We start from the raw sequence: 20,713 nt of genomic DNA, 5'->3' as shown, positions 1-20,713 counted from the left end.
GCGGAGTCCACGTCAAGAGCAGTGCTCTCACTTTGTGGCAGGATGCCCGCCATGCCCCCCGGAGTCCGCGCGCAGGCACGTGCCGAGACCACCCGCGCGATCCTCGACGAGGCGCGCCGCCAGCTCGCCGAGCAGGGCGCGGCCGCGCTCTCGCTGCGGTCGGTCGCGCGCGAGGTCGGCATGGTGTCCTCGGCGGTCTACCGCTACGTCGCCAGCCGCGACGAGCTGCTGACCCGCCTGATCGTCGAGGCCTACGACGCCGTGGGCGAGCGGGCGGAGGCCGCGCGCGACCCGGAGGCGCCGCCGCGCGAGCAGTGGCGCGTGGTGTGGCGGGCCGTGCGGGGGTGGGCGCACGAGCACCCCGCGGAGTACGCGCTGATCTACGGCTCGCCGGTGCCCGGGTACGCCGCGCCCGCCGAGACGATCCCGGCCGCGGGGCGCGTGGGCGTCGTGCTCGCCGCGATCGTCGTCGAGCACGGCGACCCGGCGGCGGCCGGCGGCTGGCCAGAGGTGCTGGTCGAGGACGTGCTGCCCGGCCTCGCTCCGTCCCTGGCCGTGCCCGCCGTCGTCGCGTGGACCCAGCTCTACGGCACCGTCGGGTTCGAGCTGTTCGGGCAGTACGAGAACGTCGTCGTCGATCGCGACGCCTACTTCGACGCCGTCGCCGACGCCGCTGCGACGTCCGTGGGGTTGCCGCAGAAGATCTGACGCCGTCCGGACGCTTGACGCGCTGCTCGCGACGCCGGACGGTAGCGAGGTCAACGACGTCGAAGGGGGCCCGATGGCGGAGCACAGGCGGTCGGACACGGAGGGTGAGCCGTCGCTCCCCGAGGCCGTCGAGCGCGAGCGCGCGGCCGAGGACGTCGCCGACGTCGAGGCCGACTCGCTGCCCGAGGCGGAGCGCAGGGCCCGGCAGGCCGTCGACGAGACCGACACCTCGCTGCCCGGCACCGAGCGCCGCGAGCGGGCCGACGCCGAGCGTGCGGACGCCGAGGAGGCGCAGGAGGACCCACGCCCGATCCCGGGCGAGGAGCACCGCCGGCGCGACTGAGGGTCAGCCGGTCCGTGCCACCGCGCCGGCCTGCTGCACCCGCAGTCCGGCGATCATGAGGTCGAGGCCGTGGCGGAAGAGCGCGTCGTGGTCGGCGCCGTGCCCGGGGCGGTCGGCGAGCACCGCCGCGAGCGCGGCGTGCTGCGGGAAGCGCACCGGGTCGTGGGCGGCGGGGTCGCCGTGGTGGCCGGCGTCCCGTTCCCGCTCCGCCTGGTACTCCAGTGCCGAGCCGATGACGAGGTTGCCGACGGCCTGGATCGCCGCGAACGCCTCGGTCGGCGCGAAGCCCGCGCCGACGAGCGTGCCGAGCACCTGCTCGACGGCCGGCATCGCCGCCTCGGTCGGCCGGTTGCCGGCCAGCACCCGCGCGGCGTCGCGGTGGGTGACGAGCGCGCGGTACTGCCGCGTGGCGCGCTCGCGCAGCCACTCCGCCCAGTCCTCGCCGGGGGCGAGCGGCGTGACCTGCCACTGGTCGACCAGCAGGCGCTCCGCGACGTGGTCGAGCAGCGTGCGCTTGTCGGCGACGTGCCAGTAGAGCGTCGGCGCGCTCACGCCCAGCTCGCGGGCGAGGCGGCGCAGGGAGAGGCCCTCGAGGCCGACCTCGGCGAGGAGGTCCACGGCGGCGTCCACGACGTCGTCGCGGGTGAGGGCCATGCGGACTCCCTTGCTCTCTCCAGCAGCGTCACAGTAGCGTCTCTAACACCGTTAGAGGAGGGGTGCGGATGGACACACCGGCGGTCGCGGTCCGCGGGCTGGTGAAGCGGTACGGCGCGGTCGAGGCGGTCCGCGGGATCGACCTCGAGGTCGCGCGCGGGGAGACGTTCGGGTTCCTCGGGCCGAACGGGGCGGGCAAGTCGACCACGATCAACATCCTGTGCACGCTCGTCGAGCCGACCGACGGGCACGCCGAGGTCGTCGGGCTCGACGTCGTGCGCGACCGCGCCGCGGTGCGCCGTCGGATCGGGCTGGTCTTCCAGGACCCGACGCTCGACGCCCCGATGTCGGGCGAGCAGAACCTGCGCTTCCACCAGGAGCTCTACGGGGTCGACCGCCGGCGCGCGCCCGCGCGCCGCGAGGAGGTCCTGCGGATGGTCGGGCTCTGGGACCGCCGGGCCGACGAGGTGCGCACCTACTCCGGCGGCATGCGGCGCCGCCTCGAGATCGCCCGCGGCCTGCTCCACTCGCCGCAGGTGCTCTTCCTCGACGAGCCGACGATCGGGCTCGACCCGCAGACCCGCGGCACGATCTGGGACTACGTCGCCGAGCTGCACCGGACCGAGGAGATCACGGTCTTCGTCACCACCCACTACATGGACGAGGCCGAGCACTGCGACCGGATCGCGATCATGAACGAGGGCCGGATCGTCGCCCTCGACACCCCGGACGCGCTGAAGGCGCAGGTCGGCGCGGACCGCATCGCGATCACCACCGACGACGACGAGGCGGCCCTGCGCGCGCTGCGCACCGAGCTCGGGCTCGAGGGGGCCGTGCGCGAGGGCGCGGTGACGATCGCGGTGCCCGACGGCGCGGGCTTCGTGCCGCGGCTGTTCGACCGGCTGGGCGGCCACGGCGTCGCGATCCGCTCGGTGACCGTCACCCGCCCCAGCCTCGACGACGTGTTCCTGGCCCACACCGGCACCACCATCCGCGACGCGGAGGCCGGCCCGAACATGCATCCCATGGCGATGCGGATGGGGCGCTGATGACCACCACCCTCACGACGGCGTCGGTGCGCGTCCCGGACAGCAGCCTGGCGACCGAGGCGCGCGCCGCGACCGTGGTCTGGCAGCGCGAGATGATCCGGTTCGTCAAGGACCGCTCGCGCATCCTGTCCTCGCTGGCGCAGCCGCTGCTGTTCCTCTTCGTGCTCGGCAGCGGGCTCGGCAGCCTGCTGGGCGGCAGCACGGGCGGGTCCGTGCAGTTCACGACGTTCCTGTTCCCCGGGGTCATGGCGATCTCGGTGCTGTTCACCGCGGCGTTCGCGGGCATCTCGATCGTCTGGGACCGCGAGTTCGGGTTCCTGCGCGAGATGCTCGTCGCGCCGGTGTCGACCGCGGCGATCCTCGTCGGCAAGGCGACCGGCGGCGCGACCGTCGCCACCCTGCAGTGCCTCGTGCTGCTCGCCCTCGCCGGGCTCGTCGGCGTGCCCTACGACCCGCTGATGCTGCTCGCGATGGTCGGCCTGATCTTCCTGATGGGCTTCATGATCACCGCGCTGGGGCTCGTGCTGGCCGCGCGGGTGCGGCAGATCCAGACCGCGATGCCGCTGGTCCAGCTCGTGATCACGCCGCTGATGTTCCTGTCCGGGGCGCTGTTCCCGCTCTCGGGCCTGCCGACGTGGCTCGCGGTGCTCACGCACATCAACCCGATGACCTACGCCGTCGAGCCGCTGCGCTCGGTGGTGTTCGACCACCTCGACGTCGACGCCGCCACCCGCGCCCGGTTCGACCCGGGGATCGTCTGGGGGACCTGGCAGGTGCCGGTGGCCGTGCAGATCCTCATCACGGTCGTGTGCTGCGGGCTCCTGCTGGCGCTCGCGGTGTGGCGGTTCCGGCGTACCGAGTGATCACCAGTTCTCGGGGTCGAGCGGGAGCCCGAGCAGGGCGTTCTCGATCACCTCGGGCAGCGCCGGGTGGATCCAGTACTGCTTCTCGGCCATGGTCCGGGCGTCGAGGCCGAACGTGATGGCCTGGATGAGCGGCTGCACCAGCGAGGACGCCTCGGGGCCCATGAGGTGGGCGCCGAGCAGCGTCCCGTCGGGCGACGCGACGAGCTTGACGACGCCGGTGGTGTCCTCCATCGCCCAGCCGAAGGCGACGTCGCCGTAGCGCTGGACCTTGCAGACGTAGGGGATGCCGCGGTCGCGGCAGTCCTGCTCGCGCAGGCCGATCGAGGCGATCTGCGGCTCGGTGAACACCGCCGAGGGCACGTGCGCGTTGTTGGTGACGCGCGGGTCGTCGGGGTGCAGCAGGTTGTGGCGCACGACCGCGGCCTCGTGGTTGGCGACGTGCTTGAGCTGGAACTCCGAGCTCACGTCGCCGAGGGCCCAGACGCCCGGGACGGTGGTGCGCTGCTGCTCGTCGACGACGATCCGGCCGTCGGGGTGCAGCGCCAGCCCGCCGGCCGCGGCGTCGAGGCGGTCGCTGTTCGGGATGCGCCCGGTGGCCACCAGCAGCGCGTCGCCCTCGATGGCGCCCTGGTGGGTGTGCACGACGATCGTGCCGTCGGCGCGGCGCTCGGGCGGCGCGGTGGGCGCGGCCTCGAGCAGCACGTTCCACCGCTGGGCGGCGAGCTCGGTGAACCGCGACGAGATCTCCTCGTCCTGGTCGCGGAGGATCGCCGGCCCTCGGGTGGCGAGGGTGACCTCGGCGCCGAGCGCCGAGAACACGTGCGCGAACTCGGCGGCGATGTAGCCGCCGCCGATGATCGTCAGGCGCCGCGGCACCTCGTCGAGGCGCATGACGTCGTCGGAGGTGTGGAACGGGACGCCGCTCGAGGCGATCACCTCGGGGATCGCCGGCCGGGCGCCCGCGGCGACGACGATGCGGTCGCCGGTGACCGTGACGGGGGCGCCGCCCTCGGTCGGGGTCACCGCCAGCTCGCGCTCGCCGGCGAAGCGGGCGTGGCCCAGGTAGACGGTCGTGCCCTCCTGGCCCTGGCGGTAGCGCTGCCCGCCGGCCGAGATCGGGTCGATGCGCCCGAACACGCGGTCGCGGATGTCCGCCCAGCGGATCTTGTCGACCGACGCGTCGACACCGAGCCGTGCGGAGTGCCGGATCGTCTCGGCGACGTCGGCGGCGTACACGTACATCTTGGTCGGGATGCAGCCCACGTTGAGGCAGGTCCCGCCGTAGACGCCGTGCTCGATGATCGCCACGTCCATGCCGGCGAACCGCTCGTCCGGGATCGTGTTGCCCGAGCCGGTGCCGATGATGACCAGGTCGTGGTGGGGCACGCCCCCACGGTAGTGCGCCACCGATGTCCGCGCGGTCCGGCCGGTCGACGTCACCCACGTCGGTCGTCGTACGACGAACGGTCACCGGTCGATCCGCTCGTCGCCGACGACTGACCGCTCACCGGTCTCCTGCCACTCGACAGTGTCGTTTACCGATGAAAATCGACCGTTCGTCGTCGCTCGGCGGAGCGAACCTTCCCGCCTGCGCCTTGTTCGGTGACCGCTCGACTGCTGTCGTCTGCCGCCGAAGGCAGCTCTCCCCTGGGCCGAACGGTCCAGGGAAGCGCGGCCGAACGTACTCAGCGGGAGGGGCGGACCGGATGACGAACGGCGTGCGTGGTGGGTGGATCACTCGAGGTGCGGGACGAGCCCTCGTGCTCGCCGGGGTGACCCTCCTGCTCGCGCTCGCCGGTGCCGCCGGCGCCTGGGCGGCGGACGGGACCCCGCCGCCCGAGGACGGCAGCGGCTCGGGGGGAGCCCTCGTCGTCGACGCCGGCGTCCGCGTCGTCGGGGGCGCGCGCACGACCACCGACGAGAACCCGTGGGCCGTCTACCTGACCGACCCGGGCGGCTTCCAGTTCTGCGGCGGCACGCTCGTCACGCCGACCAAGGTGCTCACCGCGGCCCACTGCATGGCGGCCACGACGCCCGCGCAGACCCGCGTCGTCACCGGCCGCGACGACAAGCAGTCGACGCTCGGCGAGAGCTCGACGGTGCGCTCGGTGTGGGTCAGCCCGGAGTTCGAGGGCGTGGGTCAGGGCACCGACCTCGCCGTGCTGACGCTGGCGACCCCCAGCACGCGCACGCCGCTGCCGCTGGCCGGCCCGGGCGACGAGAAGCTCTACGAGGACGGCCGCGCCGCCCAGATCTACGGCTGGGGCACGACCGCCGAGAGCGGCACGCCGTCGCGGTACCTGCTGACGGCCACCGTGCCGATGCGCGCCGACGACTACTGCCGCTCCGGCGACCGGTCGTTCGACTCCCGCCGCCTGACCTGCGCCGGGTTCGACCAGGGCGGCGTCGACTCCTGCCAGGGCGACTCCGGCGGGCCGCTCGTGGCCGCGGGCAAGCTCATCGGCGTCACGTCCTTCGGCGACGGCTGCGCCCGCGCCGGCAAGCCCGGTTACTACGTGCGGATCGCGACCGCGAGCCCCGGCCTGGCCGCCCAACTGACGTAGGTGCGCAGCCGGCGTCGCCACCACACACGTCCGGACCGGAGGGCAGCCCGGTCCGACGAAACGGAGACGGGACCCGGGCCCACCTGCCCCCGGGTCCGGGTCCCGCTCCGCGGAGCTCGTGCGGGGGTCGTGTTCATCTCAGCGGACGCTCAGATGTTGTGGGTTAGGGTCGGCCGTCTCTCGTCTTGACGGTCGAGCTCCGCTTCGCTCCGTCTCCGCCCCCTACTCGTGAGGACCCACCTTGGGCTTCCCGTTCTCGGCCGTCGTCGGCCACGAGGACCTGCGAACCGCCCTCATGCTCACCGCGGTCGACCCGGGCATCGGCGGCGTGCTGGTGCGCGGGGAGAAGGGCACCGCCAAGACGACGATCGTGCGCGCGCTCGCCACGCTGCTGCCGCCGGTCGAGGTCGTCGCCGGCGACCGGTTCTCCGTCGACACCGGCGCCGGCGAGGAGAGCCCCGACGGCCCCTTCGCCGCCGACGCCCCGCGGGGGCGTCGCGCGGTCCGCCTCGTGGAGCTGCCCGTCGGCGCCTCCGAGGACCGCGTGATCGGCTCGCTCGACCTCGAGGAGGTCCTCGCCCACGGCCGCGCCACCGTGCGCCCCGGCCTGCTCGCCGCCGCGCACCGGGGCGTGCTCTACGTCGACGAGGTCAACCTCCTGCACGATCACCTCGTCGACCTGCTCCTCGACGCCGCCGCCACCGGGCGCGCCACCGTCGAGCGTGACGGTGTCTCGCTGACCCATCCGGCGGCGTTCCTGCTGGTCGGGACCATGAACCCGGAGGAGGGCGAGCTGCGCCCGCAGCTGCTCGACCGCTTCGGGCTCACGGTGCACGTCACCGCCTCGCGCGATGTCGCCGAGCGCACCGAGGTCGTCCGGCGGCGGCTGGCCCACGACGCCGACCCCGACGCCTTCGCCGCCCGCTTCGCCGGCGACGAGGACGCGCTGCGGGCCCGGCTCGTCGACGCCCGCGCGCGGCTCGCGTCCGTGGTGCTGCCCGACGCCGAGCTCGTGCGCATCTCGGCGCTGTGCGCGGAGGTCGAGGTCGACGGGATGCGCGCCGACGTGGTGCTCGCCCGCACCGCGGTCGCGCACGCCGCGTGGCGCGGGGCGGACGCCGTCGACGCCTCCGACGTGCGCGCCGCCGCCCGCCTCGCCCTGCCGCACCGGCGCCGCCGCGACCCGTTCGACGAGCCGCACCTCGGCGACGACGAGCTCGACGAGGCCCTGGAGAAGGCCGAGCAGGAGGCGGACGAGGCGGCGTCCGAGGAGCCCGAGCCGCCGGACCCGCCGGAGGGTGGGCCGGACGACGGTGGCGGGGGTCCCGACGACGGGGGCGGCCCCGACGGTGGCGGGCCGGGCGGCGGGGGCGGCGCGCCGCCCCCGAGCTCGTCGCCGCCTCCGGAGACGTCGAACGGGGCGGGCTCGGACGGGTCGTCGCAGTCTCCGCAGTCCCCGCAGTCTCCGGAACCCCCGGAACCCCCGGAACCCGCCGGCGTCCCGGTCGGCGCACCCGCCCGGACGCGGCTGAAGGCGCGCCGGTTCGAGGTCCGCGGCACGGGGGAGGGCGCGCCGGGACGCCGCTCGCGGGCCCGGGGGCGCCAGGGCCGTGTCGTGCGCGCGGTCCCCGACGCCCGCGACGACACCACCCTGCACGTGCCCGCGACGGTGCTGGCGGCGGCCGGGCGGGGCGCGCAGGTGGCGCGCGAGGACCTGCGCCACGCCGTGCGCGAGGGCCGCGAGGGCAACCTCGTCCTCTTCTGCGTCGACGCGTCGGGCTCGATGGCGGCGCGGCGGCGGATGTCGGCGGTGACCGGGGCCGTCGCCGCCCTGCTCCGCGACGCCTACCAGCGCCGCGACCGCGTCGGCGTCGTGACGTTCCGGGGCAGCGCGGCGAGCGTGGCCCTCCCGCCGACGACCTCGGTGCACGCCGCCCACGCCCGCCTGCACGACCTGCGCACCGGCGGGCGGACCCCGCTCGCCGACGGGCTGCGCACCGCGCGGGCGGTGATGCGGACCGAGCGCACCCGCGACCCGCGCCGCCGCGGGCTGCTCGTGGTGCTCACCGACGGGCGCGCTACGTCGTCCGGGGGTCTGGACGCCGCGCTGGACGCCGCGCGGGGGCTCGCGCGCGACGCCGGGGCCGCCGGGCGGGGCGCGAGCATGAGCACCGTCGTCGTCGACTGCGAGTCCGGTCCGGTGCGCCTCGGGCTCGCGGGCCGGGTGGCGCGCGTCGCCGGTGGCACCGTGGTCACGCTCGACGAGCTGACCGGCGAGTCGGTCGCCGGCGTGGTCGAGCAGTTCCGCGCCTCGTGAGCACTTTCCGGGGCTATGGGCCCGGAAAGGGCTCACGTACCGACGAAGGAGGCTGACAGTGCCGCAGGGGGTCCCGAGCAGCGTCCCGGACGACGGGCTGACCACGCGCCAGCGCCGGCGCCGCCCGCTGCTCGTCGTCCACACCGGCGTGAACAAGGGCAAGTCCACCGCCGCGTTCGGGCTCGCGCTGCGGCAGTGGACGGCCGGGTCGTCGATCGCGGTGTTCCAGTTCGTCAAGTCGGCGAAGTGGCGCGTGGGCGAGGAGACGGCGCTGCGTGCCCTCGGCGAGCTGCACCGCGACACCGGCCAGGGCGGGCCGGTCGAGTGGCACAAGATGGGCGAGGGCTGGTCCTGGTCGCGCAAGCAGGGCTCCGAGTCCGACCACGCCGCGGCCGCACGCGAGGGCTGGGCGGAGATCCGGCGCCGCCTCGAGGCCGGGGCGCACGACTTCTACGTGCTCGACGAGTTCACCTACCCGCTGAAGTGGGGGTGGATCGAGGTCGACGAGGTGGTCGAGGTGCTCAGCGACCGCCCCGGCCACCAGCACGTCGTCGTCACCGGCCGCGACGCGCCGCCCGCGCTGATCGACGCGGCGGACCTCGTCACCGAGATGACCAAGATCAAGCACCCGATGGACGCGGGGCAGAAGGGGCAGAAGGGCATCGAGTGGTGATGGGAGACGGAGATGAGGTCAGCACGCCGATAGGGGAGCGGAGCTCGACCCGATGACACCGTTGCCCCCGCGCGTGGTGATCGCGGCCCCGTCGTCGGGGAGCGGCAAGACCACCGTCACCACCGGCCTCCTCGGCGCCCTCGCCGCCCGCGGCACCGCCGTCGCGCCGTTCAAGGTCGGCCCCGACTACGTCGACCCCGGCTACCACGCCCTGGCCGCCGGCCGCCCCGGCCGCAACCTCGACCCCGTCCTCGTCGACGCCGCGACCCTGCCCGGGCTGGTCGTGCACGGCGCCCGGGGCGCCGAGCTGGCCGTGGTCGAGGGCGTCATGGGGCTGTTCGACGGGCGCATCGACGCCGACCGGGAGGCCGACGGCTCCACCGCCCACGTCGCGCGCCTGCTCGACGCCCCGGTCGTGCTCGTGGTCGACGCGCGTGGGCAGTCCCGCTCGATCGCCGCGCTGCTCACCGGGTTCCGGGACTTCGACCCGCGCCTGCGCCTCGGCGGCGTGGTCCTCAACCGCGTCGGCTCGCACCGCCACGAGGAGATCCTGCGCGCCGCCTGCGCCGAGACCGGACTGCCCGTGCTCGGCGTCCTGCCGCGCCACGCCGAGCTCGCCGTCCCGTCGCGTCACCTCGGGCTCGTCACCGCCGCCGAGCACGGCGCCGCCGCCCGCTCGGCCGTCGGCGCGATGGCCGAGCTCGTCGCCGGGCACGTCGACCTCGATGCCGTCGCCGCGCTCGCCCGCTCGGCGCCCGCGGCGCCCGCCACGTCCTGGGACCCGGCAGCGGAGATGGGCGAGCCCGTGGCGGGCGCCCCGGTGGTCGCCGTCGCCGGGGGAGCGGCGTTCACCTTCGGCTACCCCGAGCACGCCGAGCTGCTGGCCGCCGGCGGGGCACGGGTGGTCACCGTCGACCCCGCCCACGACACCGCCCTGCCGGCGGGCACCGCCGGGCTCGTGCTCCCGGGCGGGTTCCCCGAGGAGCACGCCGAGGCCCTGTCCGCCAACGCCGCCCTGCGCGCGGACGTCCGCGCGTTCGCGGCCGCGGGCGGGCCGGTGCACGCCGAGTGCGGCGGGCTGCTCTACCTCGCGCGCTCGCTGGACGGCGCGCCGATGTGCGGGGTGCTCGACGCCGACGCCGCCATGGGCCCGCGCCTGGCCCTGGGCTACCGGACCGCCACGGCGTGCGCCGACTCCCCGCTCGCCGCGGCCGGCGAGACGGTCACCGGGCACGAGTTCCACCGCACGGTGACCACCCCGCGCGCCGGCGGCTCGCCGGCCTGGCGCTGGGACGGCGCCGAGCCGGAGGGCTTCGTCGCGGGCGGCGTGCACGCCTCCTACCTGCACACGCACCCGGCCGGACGCCCGAGAGGTGTTGCCCGCTGGCTGCGTCACGTCACGATGGACCGATGACCGATCACCGCGTGACCGTCCACGGCCGCGCCGTCGCGATCGCCGAGCACGGCGATCCCGCGGGCGCGCCGGTGTTCTTCTTCCACGGCACCCCCGACAGCCGTCTCGGCAAGGACTTCACCGACGGGCCGGCGCGGGAGCGCGGGCTGCGCGTCCTGTGCCCGGACCGCGGCGGCATCGGCGGCTCCGACCCGGTGCCGGGCCGCACGATCGCGGGCTACGCGGGCGAGATCCTCGCGCTGGCCGACGCCCTCGGGATCGACCGCTTCGCGACCGTCGGCTACTCCGCCGGCGGGCCGTTCGCGCTCGCGTGCGCCGCAGGGTGCGACCCGCGGATCACCGGCACCGCGCTCATGGCCGGCGCCGGCCCGATCGACGACCGCCCGGGCGCCCGCGAGGGCCTCGCGAAGTCGGACCTCGACATGCTCGACCTCCTCGAGGACCACCCGCACCGCGAGGCGATGTCGCTGCGGGTCCAGAAGTGGGCCACGCAGCTGATGCCCTCGGCGGCCGTCTCGCAGATCGCCGCCGAGCTGGCGCAGCCCGACAAGGACTTCATCGCCCGCCGCCCGGCCAAGGAGGAGATGTCCTTCTTCGTGGAGTCGCTGCGCCAGGGCCCGGCCGGCGTCATGGAGGAGTACCGGCTGTGGGCGGGCCCGTGGCAGCTCGACTGGTCCGCGGTCACCACGCCCGTCGAGATCTTCCAGGGCGAGGCCGACGCCATGGTGCCGATGCACCACGCCGAGGACATCGCCTCGCGGCTGCCCGCCGGCGTCGGGCGTCTCCACCGCCTGCCCGACACCGGCCACCTGTCGATCCAGGACCACATCGCCGACGTCCTCGACGCGCTGGTGACGCCGTAGATGGCGGTGCCGTCGTGCCTGGTGCTGGGGGTCGGGATCGAGCCGGGAACGCCCCTGGCGCATCTCGAGGAGGCGGTCGACGCGCTGGGTCTGACCGGGGTGGACGTGGTCGCGACGATCGAGACCCGCGCCGCCGAACCCGCCGTCCTCGCGCTGGCCGCCGGGCGCACCCTGCGGACCTACCCCGCCGCCGCGCTCGACACCGTCGACGTCCCCACCCCCTCGGCCGTCGTGCGCCGCCTCACCGGCACCGGCAGCGTCGCCGAAGCGGCCGCGCTGCTGGCCGCCCGCGAGCTCGGTGGTGGTGAGCTCGTGACGCCCAAGCAGCGCGGCCGCGGGGTGACGGTGGCCGTGGCGCGCTGAGGACTACACCCGCGCCCGCCCCACCAGCCGCCACCCGGCCAGGGCGATCGCCGCGAACGCCGGCAGCGCCCCGATCGCGAAGGCGCCCGGGATCGACGGCGGCACCGCCATGGGCAGCACGCTGCCGATCACCGCGGCGGGCACGGTCCACCACCCGACGACCCCGGCCCGCGCGAGGCCGACGAACAGCAGCACCAGCGCGAGCGGGAGCAGCATCGCCGTCGCGGTCCAGGGCACCATCCAGGCCTGGCCGAGCACGGTGTCGGTGAGGCCGGTGACCTCCTCGGGCGAGAAGCGGCCGCCGAGACCGATCTGCCAGAAGTCGGTCGAGAGCATCCCGGACGTGTTGCCGAAGGACAGCGCCGCGAGCAGTGCACCGACGACGGCAGTGACGGCCCCGCGCCGGCCCCGCACGAGCAGCGGCAGGGCCAGCATCCCGGCGGCGAGCACGAGGTTGCCGTAGTGCAGCACCAGCGCGGAGACGCCGGCGGTGGGATGGCGCGCCATCGACTCGGCGATCGCCGCCGGTCCGTCGCCCATGGTCGGGGCGATCGCGGCGCCGATCAGGAACAGGGCCGTGCCGGCGAGCGTCGCGACGCCGCCGAGCGTGGGCAGGAGGCGCCGGACGGGGTCGTCGGTGCCGGTCGGGTCGATGGTCGGGGTGGTGGGCCGGTGCGTCGTGGTCATGGCGGAAACGCTAGGAATCGGCGGGTGCGGCGACGTCCGTTCGCCGGATCGATCGCCGTCCACCGTGACGCTGAGCGTTCGAGGCCCGGGGTCATCCTCCAGGTGGACCCGTCTGCGCCCGCTGTCGACTACCGTCCGTGGCATGAGCCGGGTGGAGCGGTGGGTCCCGCTGGTGGCGGCGGGGTTCCTCGTCGCCTTCGGCGTGCTCGAGCCGCTGACCTCGCCCGACCTGCGGCCCGCCGCGGTGTGGGCCGGGACGGCCGTCGCGGTGGCCGGCGCCCTGCTCGCCGCCGCGCGGCCGCTGGCCGGGACCGCGCTGCTGATGCTGGCGTTCCTCGCGCAGTCGCTGCTCGGCCAGGTCGGGCCGTCCGGTGGCGTGCTGCTGGCGATGTTCGCGGCGTGCGGCTGGGCGGCGTTCACCGTCGCGCCCGCGCGGTCGTGGATCACGCCGGTGGTCGGCCAGGTCGGGGCGGTGGCGTCGTCGGCGATCGGTGCGCTGCTCGCGATCCCGGGCGCCTCGCTGGCCGACAACATCTTCTTCTCGTCGTTCTTCTGGCTCGCCTGGGTCGTGGGACTGGCCGCGCGCCAGCAGCGCCGGCGCGCCGACCAGCTCGGCCGCCTCGCCGCCGCCCTCGACGCCGAGCGGGAGACGCGCGAGCGCGCCGTCCTCGCCGAGGAACGCGCCCGGATCGCGCGCGAGGTCCACGACGCCGTGGCGCACTCGGTGAGCGTCATGGTGCTGCAGCTCGGCGTCGTCCGGTCGACGGCACGTCTCGACGAGGGCGTCGACGGCGTGCTGGCGGGGCTCGAGCGCCTCGGCCGCGAGACCGTCGTCGAGATGCGCGGGCTGGTCGGCATCCTGCGGGACACCGAGGTCCCGGCGGCGCCCGAGCCGTCGCTGGACCGCCTCGACGAGCTGCTCGCCGACGTCCGGGCGGCCGGCCTGCCCGTGGAGCTCACGGTGCGCGGCGAGCCGTCGCACCTGCCGCGCATCCTCGACGTCTCGGCCTACCGGGTGCTGCAGGAGGCGCTGACCAACGTGCTGCGCCACGCCGGCCCGTCGCCGACGCGGGTGCTGCTCGAGCACGCCCGGGACGCGGTGGTCGTCGAGGTCGTCGACGACGGACCCGTGGGCGACCCGCCCGCACCGGTCGGGGGCGACGGGCACGGGCTGGTCGGGATGCGCGAGCGGGTGGCGGTGTTCGGCGGGTCGCTCGAGGCCGGGCCGCGCGACACCGGGTACGCCGTCCGCGCCCGCTTCCCGGTGCGGACGGCGGTGTCGGTGTGAGTGCCCGCGTGACGATCCGGGTGGTCCTCGCCGACGACGAGGCCATGATCCGCGCCGGGCTGCGGATGCTCGTCGACGCCCAGGACGACATGGAGGTCGTCGGCGAGGCCGCGGACGGCGACGCCGCGGTCGCCACCGTCGCGCGCACCCACCCCGACGTGGTCCTGCTCGACATCCGGATGCCCCGCCGCGACGGGCTGTCGGCGGCGCGGGAGCTGCTGGCGGCGGCGTCGCCACCGAGGATCGTCGTGCTCACCACCTTCGACGAGGACGCGCACGTCGCCGAGGCGCTGCGGCTCGGGGTCAGCGGGTTCCTGCTCAAGGTCGCCCCGCCGCACCAGCTGCTCGACGCGATCCGCACCGTCGCCGCGGGCGAGGGCCTGCTCGACCCCGCGGTGACCCTGCGGGTGATCCGCTCCTTCGCGGAGGTCCCGACGCCCGACGCCACGAAGGCCGACGCGCTGGCGGCACTGACGGCGCGCGAGACCGACGTCCTCGGGCTCGTGGCGCGGGCGCTGTCGAACGCCGAGATCGCGGCCCGGCTGCACCTCGGCGAGGCGACCGTGAAGACGCACCTCGGGCGGGTGCTCATGAAGCTGGGCCTGCGCGACCGCGTGCAGGCCGTGGCGTTCGCCTACGAGAGCGGCCTGGTGCGGGCGGGGGCGGATCGCGGCTGAGCGGCGTCGAGCAGGATGTCGCGCAGCTGCTCGGGGACGTCGCGCATGAGGTTGTGGGCGGCGTCGAGCTCGTGGACGGTCCAGGTCGGGTCGTCGCGAAGCCGGTCGCGGGTCGGCCCGAACGGCGAGGGCAGGCCGAACCAGTTCTTCGCGTAGAGGTAGACGCGCTCCCGGACGCCGTCGAGGCCGTGCTCGAGACGGGCGGGCTGGTCGAGGGTCGCGAGCGGGTGGTCGGTCGCGCGGGCGTCGAAGAAGGGCAGCGTCGGGACGAGGCCGGTCGCGCGGCCCTCGTCGTACCAGGCGCGCTCCTCGTCGTTGGTCATCGTGCGGGCGGTCTCGCCGTGGCGCGGTACGAAGGCGTCGAGGTAGACGAGCGCGTCGACCGTCCCGGGACGGCGGTCCGCGGCCACGGTCATCGGGAGCCCGCCGTAGCTGTGCCCGGCGAGGACGACGGGACCGTCGGCGCGGTCCAGGGCGCTGATGACGTCGGCGACGTGGGTCTCGAGGTCGACGGCCGGGTCGGGCGGGGTGTCGGGGTCGCCGACGGAGGTCAGGGTCAGGGCGCGGACCTCGTGGCCGGCGGCGCGGAGCCCGGCGGCGAGGTCGTCGAAGCACCAGCCGCCGTGGCACATCCCGGGGACGAGGACGAAGGTCGTCATGGCGTCCATCGTGGGCGGGCGTGGTCCATACGTCGAAGACATGCTCCGTCTCGTTGCCATCAGTGCTGCTTCTGGTCGGCTCGTGATCGGCGTGGCGCTCGCCCGGGGACTCACGCCAGGCGCCCGGGACGCGCGAGGATGGCGGTCATGAGCGAAGAGCCCCGGTACGGCGCGCCGTCGCCCGCCGACGGGCCGACCACGCCCGGCTCCGCGGCGGTGACGCGGGCCGAGCTGACCGGTGACCGACCGACGGGTCCGCCGTCGGAGCCCGTCACGATCCCCGACGGCGCGGCCGCGGCACGTCCGCGGGTCCGGACGTCGCCGGGTCGCACGCGGATCGGCGGCGCCTGGATCGGGCTGATCCTCGGCGCCGTGGTGCTCGTGTTCCTGCTGGTCTTCATCCTCCAGAACCTCGACCCCGCGCGGGTCGCGTTCCTCGGTCTGGAGGCCACCCTGCCGCTCGGCATCTGGCTGCTGTTCGCCGCGATCGCCGGGATGCTGCTGCTCGCCATCCCCGGTCTCGGGCGGATGGTGCAGTGGCGCCGGGCGGCCAAGCGCACGGGAAGGACCCGTTGATGAGCCCGTCGCTGCGCCTGGCCGGCGCGCCGCTGCCGCTGGTGGGGCGCGCCCGCGCCTACGTCTGCGGCATCACGCCCTACGACACGACCCACCTCGGCCACGCCTCGACGTTCGTGTGGGCCGACGTCGCCGCGCGCGTGCTGCGCCGCGTCGGCATCGAGGTGATCAGCTGCCGCAACGTCACCGACGTCGACGACGTCCTCGACGCCGCCGCCGAGCGGGCCGGGGCGCGGTTCGACAGCTTCGCCGCGGTCGGGCAGTTCCGCTTCGACCACGACATGGCCGCCCTCGGCGTGCGCCCGCCGACCCACGAGCCGCGCGCCCACAACCACGTCGACGGCGTCGTCGCCCTGGCGTCGGCGCTGCTCGAGCGGGGTGCGGCGTACGAGCGGAACGGGGCGGTGCTGTTCCGGGCCGTCGCCCCGTCGGTCGAGCTCGTGGGCGACGAGACGTCCAGCGAGGCGCCCTGGCCGGAGGCCGACGACCCGGCCGACGCCCTCGTCTGGCGCCCCGCGGCGGCCGGCGAGGCCGCCTGGCCGAGCCCGTGGGGCGACGGGCGTCCCGGCTGGCACGCCGAGTGCGCGGCGATGGCGCTGACCGTCCTGGGCTCGGCGATCGACCTGCACATCGGCGGCGCCGACCTGCGCCACCCCCATCACACCACCCAGGCCGCCATGGTCGAGGCCGTCACCGGGGTCGCGCCGTTCGCCCGCGCGCGCCTGCACGTCGGCACGGTGCGGGTGGACGGCGAGAAGATGGCGAAGTCGGCGGGGAACCTGCTGCTCGTCGGCGAACTGCTCGAGACCCACCCGGCCGCCGCCGTGCGCCTGCTCCTGCTCGACCGGCCCTGGGCGCAGCCGTGGGACGTCACCGCCGGCGCGCTCGACGACGCCGCGGCCCGCCTGGAGCGGCTCTACGCGGCGGCCGCGCGCCAGCCGGGCGGCAACGGCCCCGCGGCCGAGGCCGTGCTCGCGCGACTCCTCGACGACCTCGACGTCCCCGGAGCCCTCGACCTCGCGGAGACCGAGGGCGGCGAGGCCGCCCGCACGACCCTCGCCGTGCTCGGGCTGGCCTGATCGCGCGGGTGTTCTGACCGAAGGGCACCTTCGGTCGGATAGACGGGCGAGGGGTGCCCACCGCCGGAATGCGGTTCGTGGCGAGTGGCGCGTTCTGCATGGTCAACGGGTCGGTGAGCTGCGGAAAGTGCTGGTCGCGCCCGGTGAGGTTGTCGTCCGGCAGCTCTCCATCTCGATCTCTCGAGGATGCCGTCGCGGTTCGGCCCCCGAGATATCCTCAAGAGGTCCCACTGACGCGGGTGTCGCCAGTGTCGCCGTTGTGCGGTAGGATCGAACACATGAGCGAATCGATGGGCGCGGTCGAGCGGGAGGTGTTCGATCGTGCCCGCGCTCATGTGGTCGCTCAGCGGCGCGGCTACTACCGGCGGTTGCAGGACATCGCCGCGCTCGACGAGCTCGGGGCGGTCGCGGCCACGGGGTATCGCAGCTTGCCGAATCTGGTCGCCGATCTCGACAATGTGGATCATCCCGAGGCGAAGCGGCTGGTGGACGAGGCCGGCGACCTGTGCGCGCGGACCTCGCTGTCGGGCGAGGTGCTGCCCGCCCGGCTGCCGGCCACCGCGGACGCGCTGGCCGCCGGGTTGGTGGACCCGGCGCACGTGCGGATCGTGCGGGACACGGTGCGGCATCTGGCCGGGCTGATGACCCCGCCACCGCCCGACGAGCTCGCCGGGGTCGAGCAGACCTTGGCGGACAAGGCGCAGCTGCTGCCGCCGAAGATGCTGCGCCGGCTCGCGAAAGCGTTCGTGGACTTCTACGACCCCGACGGGGCGGCCCCACCCGACGGGGAGGACGCCGGCGACGAGATGCACATGCTGCGCCGCCGCGACGGGTCGCTGGTGTTCAAAGGCCGGTTCGGGGATCCGCTCGAGGCCGAGAAGATGGTCGAGGTCGTCGGGGTGCTCTCGGCCCGCGCGGGCAGCGAGGACCAACGATCCCTGGCCCGACGCCAGGCCGACGCCCTCAAAGACCTCATCGACGACGCCCGCGGCCCCCACGGCATCGCCACCGACACCCGCCGCGGGCAGAACGACACCACCGACCCCGCACGCACCGACACCGACACCGACGAACCGGGCGCCGAGCCCGCCGAGGAGCCGGCCGCTGATGCCGAGCCCTGCCCGGACGACGAGCACGTCGGCGGCGGCGAGCCGGGCCTCGCCGCGGACGACGAGCCGGCCGACGCCTCGGGTGACGCTTCGGACGACGCCGAGGGCCAGGCGCCGTTGGCATTGATCCCCGAACCACGCCGCCCCGAGCCCGACGCGCCCTCACCGGCAGGCCGGGGCTGGACCGAACGACCCGGGCGGGTCCTGCTGACCGTCACCATCGACCACCGCTGGCTCTGCGAAGCCCTCCAAGACAAGGCCGGCAAGGCCGGCAAGACCGGCTACGGGACGCTGGACTCCGGGCACCACGTCGACGCCGCCACCATCCGCCGCTGGGCCTGCGACGCCGAAATCATCCCCATGATCCTCGGCTCCAAGTCCGAACCCCTCGACGTCGGCCGCCGCCAACGCACCGCCCCCGACGCCATCCGCCGCGCCCTCAACCACCGCGACGGCGGCTGCGCCTTCCCCGGCTGCGACCGCCGACCCCGCCGCTGCCAGGCCCACCACGTCCGCCACTGGTACCCCGACGGCGACACGGCCCTGGACAACATGTGCCTGCTCTGCCGCTACCACCACCAGCTCGTCCACCACGGCCACTGGACCATCGAGATGATCAACGGCCGGGCGTGGTTCACCCCACCCTGGTACATCGACACCGAACGACAACCCCGGCTCGGAGGACGCCCTCGCGTCCCTGTGTGAGGCGATTGGGCCTCGGTGTCCGGAGCGTCGCGGGCGGTGTGTCCCGTGTCGCCGACCTGTCGTGATCTCTGCACGGTCGTGGGCGTGGCGCGGCGAACACCTCTCCGCGTGTCATGGCGCGGCGCGCCGTCTCCGGCTGATCGTCCCCCTACCGTGGCCTGGGGCGCCGTGGGTCGGATGACCGTGCCACGGCGGCGGAGGGGAGGTGGCCTCGTGGTGGTGGGCACCCGATGGTGGCGTCGGACCGACGCCGAGCTCGGCGCTGAGGACGTGTGGGGTGGGCCGGACGAGGTGACGCTCGCGCCGTCACCCCGCGACTCGCCCGACGATGCCGAGCATGCGGCACGCGAACAAGCCGAGCGCGAGGCGCGCGAGCAGGCGGAGCAGGAAGCTCGCGAACAAGCTGAACGCGAAGCCCGCGAGCAGGCCGAACGCGAAGCTCGCGAGCAGGCCGAGCGGGAAGCCCGCGAGCAGGCCGAGCGGGAAGCCCGCGAGCAGGCCGAACGCGAAGCCCGCGAGCAGGCCGAACGCGAAGCCCGCGAGCAGGCCGAACGCGAAGCCCGCGAGCAGGCCGAACGCGAAGCCCGCGAGCAGGCCGAGCGCGAGGCCCGTGAGCAGGCCGAGCGGCAGGCTCGTGAGCAGGCCGAACGGGAAGCCCGTGAGCAGGCCGAGCGGGAAGCCCGCGAACAGGCCGAGCGCGAAGCCCGCGAACAGGCCGAGCGCGAAGCCCGCGAACAGGCCGAGCGCGAAGCCCGCGAACAGGCCGAGCGCGAAGCCCGCGAACAGGCCGAGCGGGAAGCCCGCGAACAGGCCGAACGCGAGGCCCGGGAGAAGGTCGAGCAGGAGCGTGTCGCCACGCTCCCCGGCGAGGCGGTGTCACCGTCCGTCGCGCGCGAGGCCGCGGCGCGGGACGAGGCGGCGCGCCGGGCCGCGAAGGCGGACCGCAAGCGCCGTCGCCGGCGGGTCCTCCTGTTGTTCCTGATCGCCCTCCTCGCGGTGGCCGCGGTGTGGATCGTGCCGCGGCTGATCGCGCTGGCGCTCGCGGTGGTCACGGCCCTGAGCAGCGCGTTCGGGGTCCCCGCGAGCGCACCGGCGACTCCGGTGGCGGCCGCGTCCGCGGCCGACACGGCGCCGGTCGCTGCATCGGCGCCCGGACCCCGCCAGGAGCTGCCCCGTGGCGGCACGACGATCGCGCCCGCTCACCGGGTCGTCGTTGTGCGCGCGGCCGCCGGAGCGTCGACGGAGGAGACGGCTGACCGGGTCGAGGCGACCGCGACGACGTTCGGCACCGTCGACCGGGAGGCGCTGCCGGCGCTCGAGCTGCCCGTCGGCGACGCCTCGGCGAGCGGGGCCGCGTGGCAGCAGCTCGCCCTGACCCGCGCGCACCGGCAGCTGCTCGTGCTCGCCGTCCCGACGGGCCCGACCGGCGCTCTCGACGCGATCGAGCCGTGGGAACGCCTGCTGCGCGAGCCCGACGTGGGCCTCGCCCTCGACGCCGCGTCGCCGCCCGCGCCCGAGGAGCTGGGCGCGATGACGGGCTGGCTCGCCGACGTGGTCCGGTCGGCGGGCCTGCCGCAGAAGCTCCTGGTGGTGCCGGGCCCAGCGGCCGGCGCGCCCCCGGAGATCGCCCTGGCGACCACCGGCGACACGACCCCGCCCACCCTGCGCGCGATCGTCGCGCCACCCGGCGAGGCCGACGCCCGCGCGATCCTCGCCGCGCAGCCGGCCCCGGACGTCGTGCTCTACCGCTGAGCCGCCCCGTCGGCCGCGAGGACGAGCAGCTCCGTCCCGCCCAGCGTCTCGAGCCCGTGCCACGTGGCGCGCGGGATGTGGAGGACCTCGTTCGGGCCGAGCGTCACCGCCGGGCGGCCGTCGACCTCGATGCGGGCGTGACCGCCCAGCACGATCACCAGCCGGTCGGTGTCGTCGTACCGCCGCGGCCCCGTGTGCGCGTGGGGCGGCAGCGACATCCGCACCAGGGAGACCCCGCCGTAGCCGTCGTCGGGACCCACCACCAGGTGCGAGTCGATCGCATCGAGGGCGAGCCCGACTCCGGCGATCGACGTGGGTTCCGGCGCGGTCGTGCTCATGCGTCTCCTCCTCGGCGGGCCCGGTGACC

At 75.3% G+C, this 20,713-nt stretch carries 21 protein-coding genes; 16 read left to right on the top strand and 5 right to left on the bottom strand.

The genetic code is table 11. The features are described from left to right. The first annotated feature begins 51 nt into the window (after positions 1 to 51). Positions 52 to 708: a TetR/AcrR family transcriptional regulator gene (locus tag WCD58_RS05000; RefSeq protein ID WP_337700103.1), complete on the top strand. Its 657-nt coding sequence runs from the start codon at positions 52 to 54 to the stop codon at positions 706 to 708. 73 nt (positions 709 to 781) lie between these two features. Further along, positions 782 to 1,051 (top strand): hypothetical protein, encoded by a 270-nt coding sequence (locus WCD58_RS04995; protein ID WP_337700102.1) that lies wholly within the window; start codon positions 782 to 784, stop codon positions 1,049 to 1,051. Between the two features lie 3 nt (positions 1,052 to 1,054). On the opposite strand, the gene WCD58_RS04990 is transcribed toward WCD58_RS04995, so the two are convergent. Further along, entirely contained in the window at positions 1,055 to 1,705 is a 651-nt protein-coding gene (locus WCD58_RS04990) for a TetR/AcrR family transcriptional regulator C-terminal domain-containing protein (RefSeq protein ID WP_337700099.1), read from the bottom strand. 68 nt (positions 1,706 to 1,773) lie between these two features. On the opposite strand from WCD58_RS04990, the gene WCD58_RS04985 reads away from it, so the two are divergent. Both WCD58_RS04985 and WCD58_RS04980 read left to right on the top strand, forming a co-directional pair. Beyond that, positions 1,774 to 2,754 (top strand): ATP-binding cassette domain-containing protein, encoded by a 981-nt coding sequence (locus WCD58_RS04985; RefSeq protein ID WP_337700097.1) that lies wholly within the window; start codon positions 1,774 to 1,776, stop codon positions 2,752 to 2,754. After that, positions 2,754 to 3,617 carry an ABC transporter permease gene (locus tag WCD58_RS04980; RefSeq protein ID WP_337700095.1) on the top strand — a complete coding sequence of 288 codons (864 nt, stop codon included), beginning with the start codon at positions 2,754 to 2,756 and terminating at the stop codon, positions 3,615 to 3,617. The genes WCD58_RS04985 and WCD58_RS04980 overlap by 1 nt, the downstream gene beginning before the upstream one ends. Here the strand turns inward: WCD58_RS04980 and WCD58_RS04975 are convergent, their stop codons facing one another. Further along, positions 3,618 to 5,006 (bottom strand): mycothione reductase, encoded by a 1,389-nt coding sequence (locus tag WCD58_RS04975; protein WP_337700093.1) that lies wholly within the window; start codon positions 5,004 to 5,006, stop codon positions 3,618 to 3,620. It abuts the gene before it with no gap. 374 nt (positions 5,007 to 5,380) lie between these two features. On the opposite strand from WCD58_RS04975, the gene WCD58_RS04970 reads away from it, so the two are divergent. From WCD58_RS04970 to WCD58_RS04945, 6 genes are all read left to right on the top strand, one after another. After that, positions 5,381 to 6,184 carry a S1 family peptidase gene (locus WCD58_RS04970; protein ID WP_337700091.1) on the top strand — a complete coding sequence of 268 codons (804 nt, stop codon included), beginning with the start codon at positions 5,381 to 5,383 and terminating at the stop codon, positions 6,182 to 6,184. A gap of 295 nt (positions 6,185 to 6,479) precedes the next feature. Next, a complete protein-coding gene (locus WCD58_RS04965; RefSeq protein WP_337700808.1) occupies positions 6,480 to 8,501 on the top strand; it encodes a VWA domain-containing protein in 2,022 nt (673 codons plus the stop codon). A gap of 58 nt (positions 8,502 to 8,559) precedes the next feature. Continuing rightward, complete coding sequence (gene cobO / locus WCD58_RS04960; RefSeq protein WP_337700089.1) at positions 8,560 to 9,174, top strand: cob(I)yrinic acid a,c-diamide adenosyltransferase; 615 nt, start codon at positions 8,560 to 8,562, stop codon at positions 9,172 to 9,174. 52 nt (positions 9,175 to 9,226) lie between these two features. Then, a complete protein-coding gene (locus tag WCD58_RS04955) occupies positions 9,227 to 10,588 on the top strand; it encodes a cobyrinic acid a,c-diamide synthase CobB (RefSeq protein ID WP_337700087.1) in 1,362 nt (453 codons plus the stop codon). Next, positions 10,585 to 11,451 (top strand): alpha/beta fold hydrolase, encoded by an 867-nt coding sequence (locus WCD58_RS04950; RefSeq protein WP_337700084.1) that lies wholly within the window; start codon positions 10,585 to 10,587, stop codon positions 11,449 to 11,451. The genes WCD58_RS04955 and WCD58_RS04950 overlap by 4 nt, the downstream gene beginning before the upstream one ends. Then, on the top strand, positions 11,452 to 11,814 hold the full coding sequence (locus WCD58_RS04945; RefSeq protein WP_337700082.1) for a cobalamin biosynthesis protein: 363 nt from the start codon (positions 11,452 to 11,454) through the stop codon (positions 11,812 to 11,814). A gap of 3 nt (positions 11,815 to 11,817) precedes the next feature. Here WCD58_RS04945 and WCD58_RS04940 read toward each other — a convergent pair whose 3' ends face one another. Then, positions 11,818 to 12,501 carry a hypothetical protein gene (locus WCD58_RS04940; RefSeq protein WP_337700080.1) on the bottom strand — a complete coding sequence of 228 codons (684 nt, stop codon included), beginning with the start codon at positions 12,499 to 12,501 and terminating at the stop codon, positions 11,818 to 11,820. 142 nt (positions 12,502 to 12,643) lie between these two features. Between WCD58_RS04940 and WCD58_RS04935 the strand changes: the two genes are divergently transcribed. Both WCD58_RS04935 and WCD58_RS04930 read left to right on the top strand, forming a co-directional pair. Beyond that, a complete protein-coding gene (locus tag WCD58_RS04935) occupies positions 12,644 to 13,789 on the top strand; it encodes a sensor histidine kinase (RefSeq protein WP_337700078.1) in 1,146 nt (381 codons plus the stop codon). Beyond that, a complete protein-coding gene (locus WCD58_RS04930) occupies positions 13,786 to 14,466 on the top strand; it encodes a response regulator (RefSeq protein ID WP_337700075.1) in 681 nt (226 codons plus the stop codon). The genes WCD58_RS04935 and WCD58_RS04930 overlap by 4 nt, the downstream gene beginning before the upstream one ends. Here WCD58_RS04930 and WCD58_RS04925 read toward each other — a convergent pair. Continuing rightward, a complete protein-coding gene (locus WCD58_RS04925) occupies positions 14,424 to 15,125 on the bottom strand; it encodes an alpha/beta fold hydrolase (protein WP_337700074.1) in 702 nt (233 codons plus the stop codon). The genes WCD58_RS04930 and WCD58_RS04925 overlap by 43 nt on opposite strands. A 147-nt stretch (positions 15,126 to 15,272) precedes the next feature. Between WCD58_RS04925 and WCD58_RS04920 the strand changes: the two genes are divergently transcribed. The 4 genes from WCD58_RS04920 to WCD58_RS04905 all read left to right on the top strand — a co-directional run bounded on the left by WCD58_RS04920 (position 15,273) and on the right by WCD58_RS04905 (position 20,346). Then, on the top strand, positions 15,273 to 15,701 hold the full coding sequence (locus tag WCD58_RS04920; RefSeq protein WP_337700072.1) for a LapA family protein: 429 nt from the start codon (positions 15,273 to 15,275) through the stop codon (positions 15,699 to 15,701). Further along, a complete protein-coding gene (locus tag WCD58_RS04915) occupies positions 15,701 to 16,780 on the top strand; it encodes a cysteine--tRNA ligase (RefSeq protein ID WP_337700070.1) in 1,080 nt (359 codons plus the stop codon). The genes WCD58_RS04920 and WCD58_RS04915 overlap by 1 nt, the downstream gene beginning before the upstream one ends. A gap of 278 nt (positions 16,781 to 17,058) precedes the next feature. After that, a complete protein-coding gene (locus WCD58_RS04910; RefSeq protein WP_337700067.1) occupies positions 17,059 to 18,594 on the top strand; it encodes a DUF222 domain-containing protein in 1,536 nt (511 codons plus the stop codon). Positions 18,595 to 18,807: 213 nt separating this feature from the next. Then, the gene (locus WCD58_RS04905) at positions 18,808 to 20,346 is read left to right on the top strand and encodes a cell envelope integrity protein TolA (protein ID WP_337700065.1); all 1,539 of its coding nucleotides are present in this window, start codon (positions 18,808 to 18,810) and stop codon (positions 20,344 to 20,346) included. Here WCD58_RS04905 and WCD58_RS04900 read toward each other — a convergent pair. Further along, positions 20,337 to 20,684 (bottom strand): cupin domain-containing protein, encoded by a 348-nt coding sequence (locus WCD58_RS04900; RefSeq protein WP_337700063.1) that lies wholly within the window; start codon positions 20,682 to 20,684, stop codon positions 20,337 to 20,339. The two genes, WCD58_RS04905 and WCD58_RS04900, sit on opposite strands and share 10 nt — an antisense overlap. Positions 20,685 to 20,713: the final 29 nt, after the last annotated feature.

Source organism: Actinomycetospora flava, from assembly GCF_037400335.1.
GTDB lineage: Bacteria > Actinomycetota > Actinomycetes > Mycobacteriales > Pseudonocardiaceae > Actinomycetospora > Actinomycetospora flava.
This window is presented reverse-complemented; position numbering and strand designations above follow the sequence as displayed.

Excerpts from the sequence above, each read along its gene's own strand:
- WCD58_RS04920 (WP_337700072.1), top strand. The coding sequence starts at position 15,273 with ATGAGCGAAGAGCCCCGGTACGGCGCGCCGTCGCCCGCCGACGGGCCG.
- WCD58_RS05000 (WP_337700103.1), top strand. The coding sequence starts at position 52 with ATGCCCCCCGGAGTCCGCGCGCAGGCACGTGCCGAGACCACCCGCGCG.
- WCD58_RS04990 (WP_337700099.1), bottom strand. The coding sequence starts at position 1,705 with ATGGCCCTCACCCGCGACGACGTCGTGGACGCCGCCGTGGACCTCCTC.
- WCD58_RS04925 (WP_337700074.1), bottom strand. The coding sequence starts at position 15,125 with ATGACGACCTTCGTCCTCGTCCCCGGGATGTGCCACGGCGGCTGGTGC.
- WCD58_RS04965 (WP_337700808.1), top strand. The coding sequence starts at position 6,480 with ATGCTCACCGCGGTCGACCCGGGCATCGGCGGCGTGCTGGTGCGCGGG.
- WCD58_RS04985 (WP_337700097.1), top strand. The coding sequence starts at position 1,774 with ATGGACACACCGGCGGTCGCGGTCCGCGGGCTGGTGAAGCGGTACGGC.
- WCD58_RS04945 (WP_337700082.1), top strand. The coding sequence starts at position 11,452 with ATGGCGGTGCCGTCGTGCCTGGTGCTGGGGGTCGGGATCGAGCCGGGA.
- WCD58_RS04915 (WP_337700070.1), top strand. The coding sequence starts at position 15,701 with ATGAGCCCGTCGCTGCGCCTGGCCGGCGCGCCGCTGCCGCTGGTGGGG.
- WCD58_RS04980 (WP_337700095.1), top strand. The coding sequence starts at position 2,754 with ATGACCACCACCCTCACGACGGCGTCGGTGCGCGTCCCGGACAGCAGC.
- WCD58_RS04935 (WP_337700078.1), top strand. The coding sequence starts at position 12,644 with ATGAGCCGGGTGGAGCGGTGGGTCCCGCTGGTGGCGGCGGGGTTCCTC.
- WCD58_RS04910 (WP_337700067.1), top strand. The coding sequence starts at position 17,059 with ATGAGCGAATCGATGGGCGCGGTCGAGCGGGAGGTGTTCGATCGTGCC.
- WCD58_RS04950 (WP_337700084.1), top strand. The coding sequence starts at position 10,585 with ATGACCGATCACCGCGTGACCGTCCACGGCCGCGCCGTCGCGATCGCC.
- WCD58_RS04940 (WP_337700080.1), bottom strand. The coding sequence starts at position 12,501 with ATGACCACGACGCACCGGCCCACCACCCCGACCATCGACCCGACCGGC.
- WCD58_RS04995 (WP_337700102.1), top strand. The coding sequence starts at position 782 with ATGGCGGAGCACAGGCGGTCGGACACGGAGGGTGAGCCGTCGCTCCCC.
- WCD58_RS04955 (WP_337700087.1), top strand. The coding sequence starts at position 9,227 with ATGACACCGTTGCCCCCGCGCGTGGTGATCGCGGCCCCGTCGTCGGGG.
- WCD58_RS04900 (WP_337700063.1), bottom strand. The coding sequence starts at position 20,684 with ATGAGCACGACCGCGCCGGAACCCACGTCGATCGCCGGAGTCGGGCTC.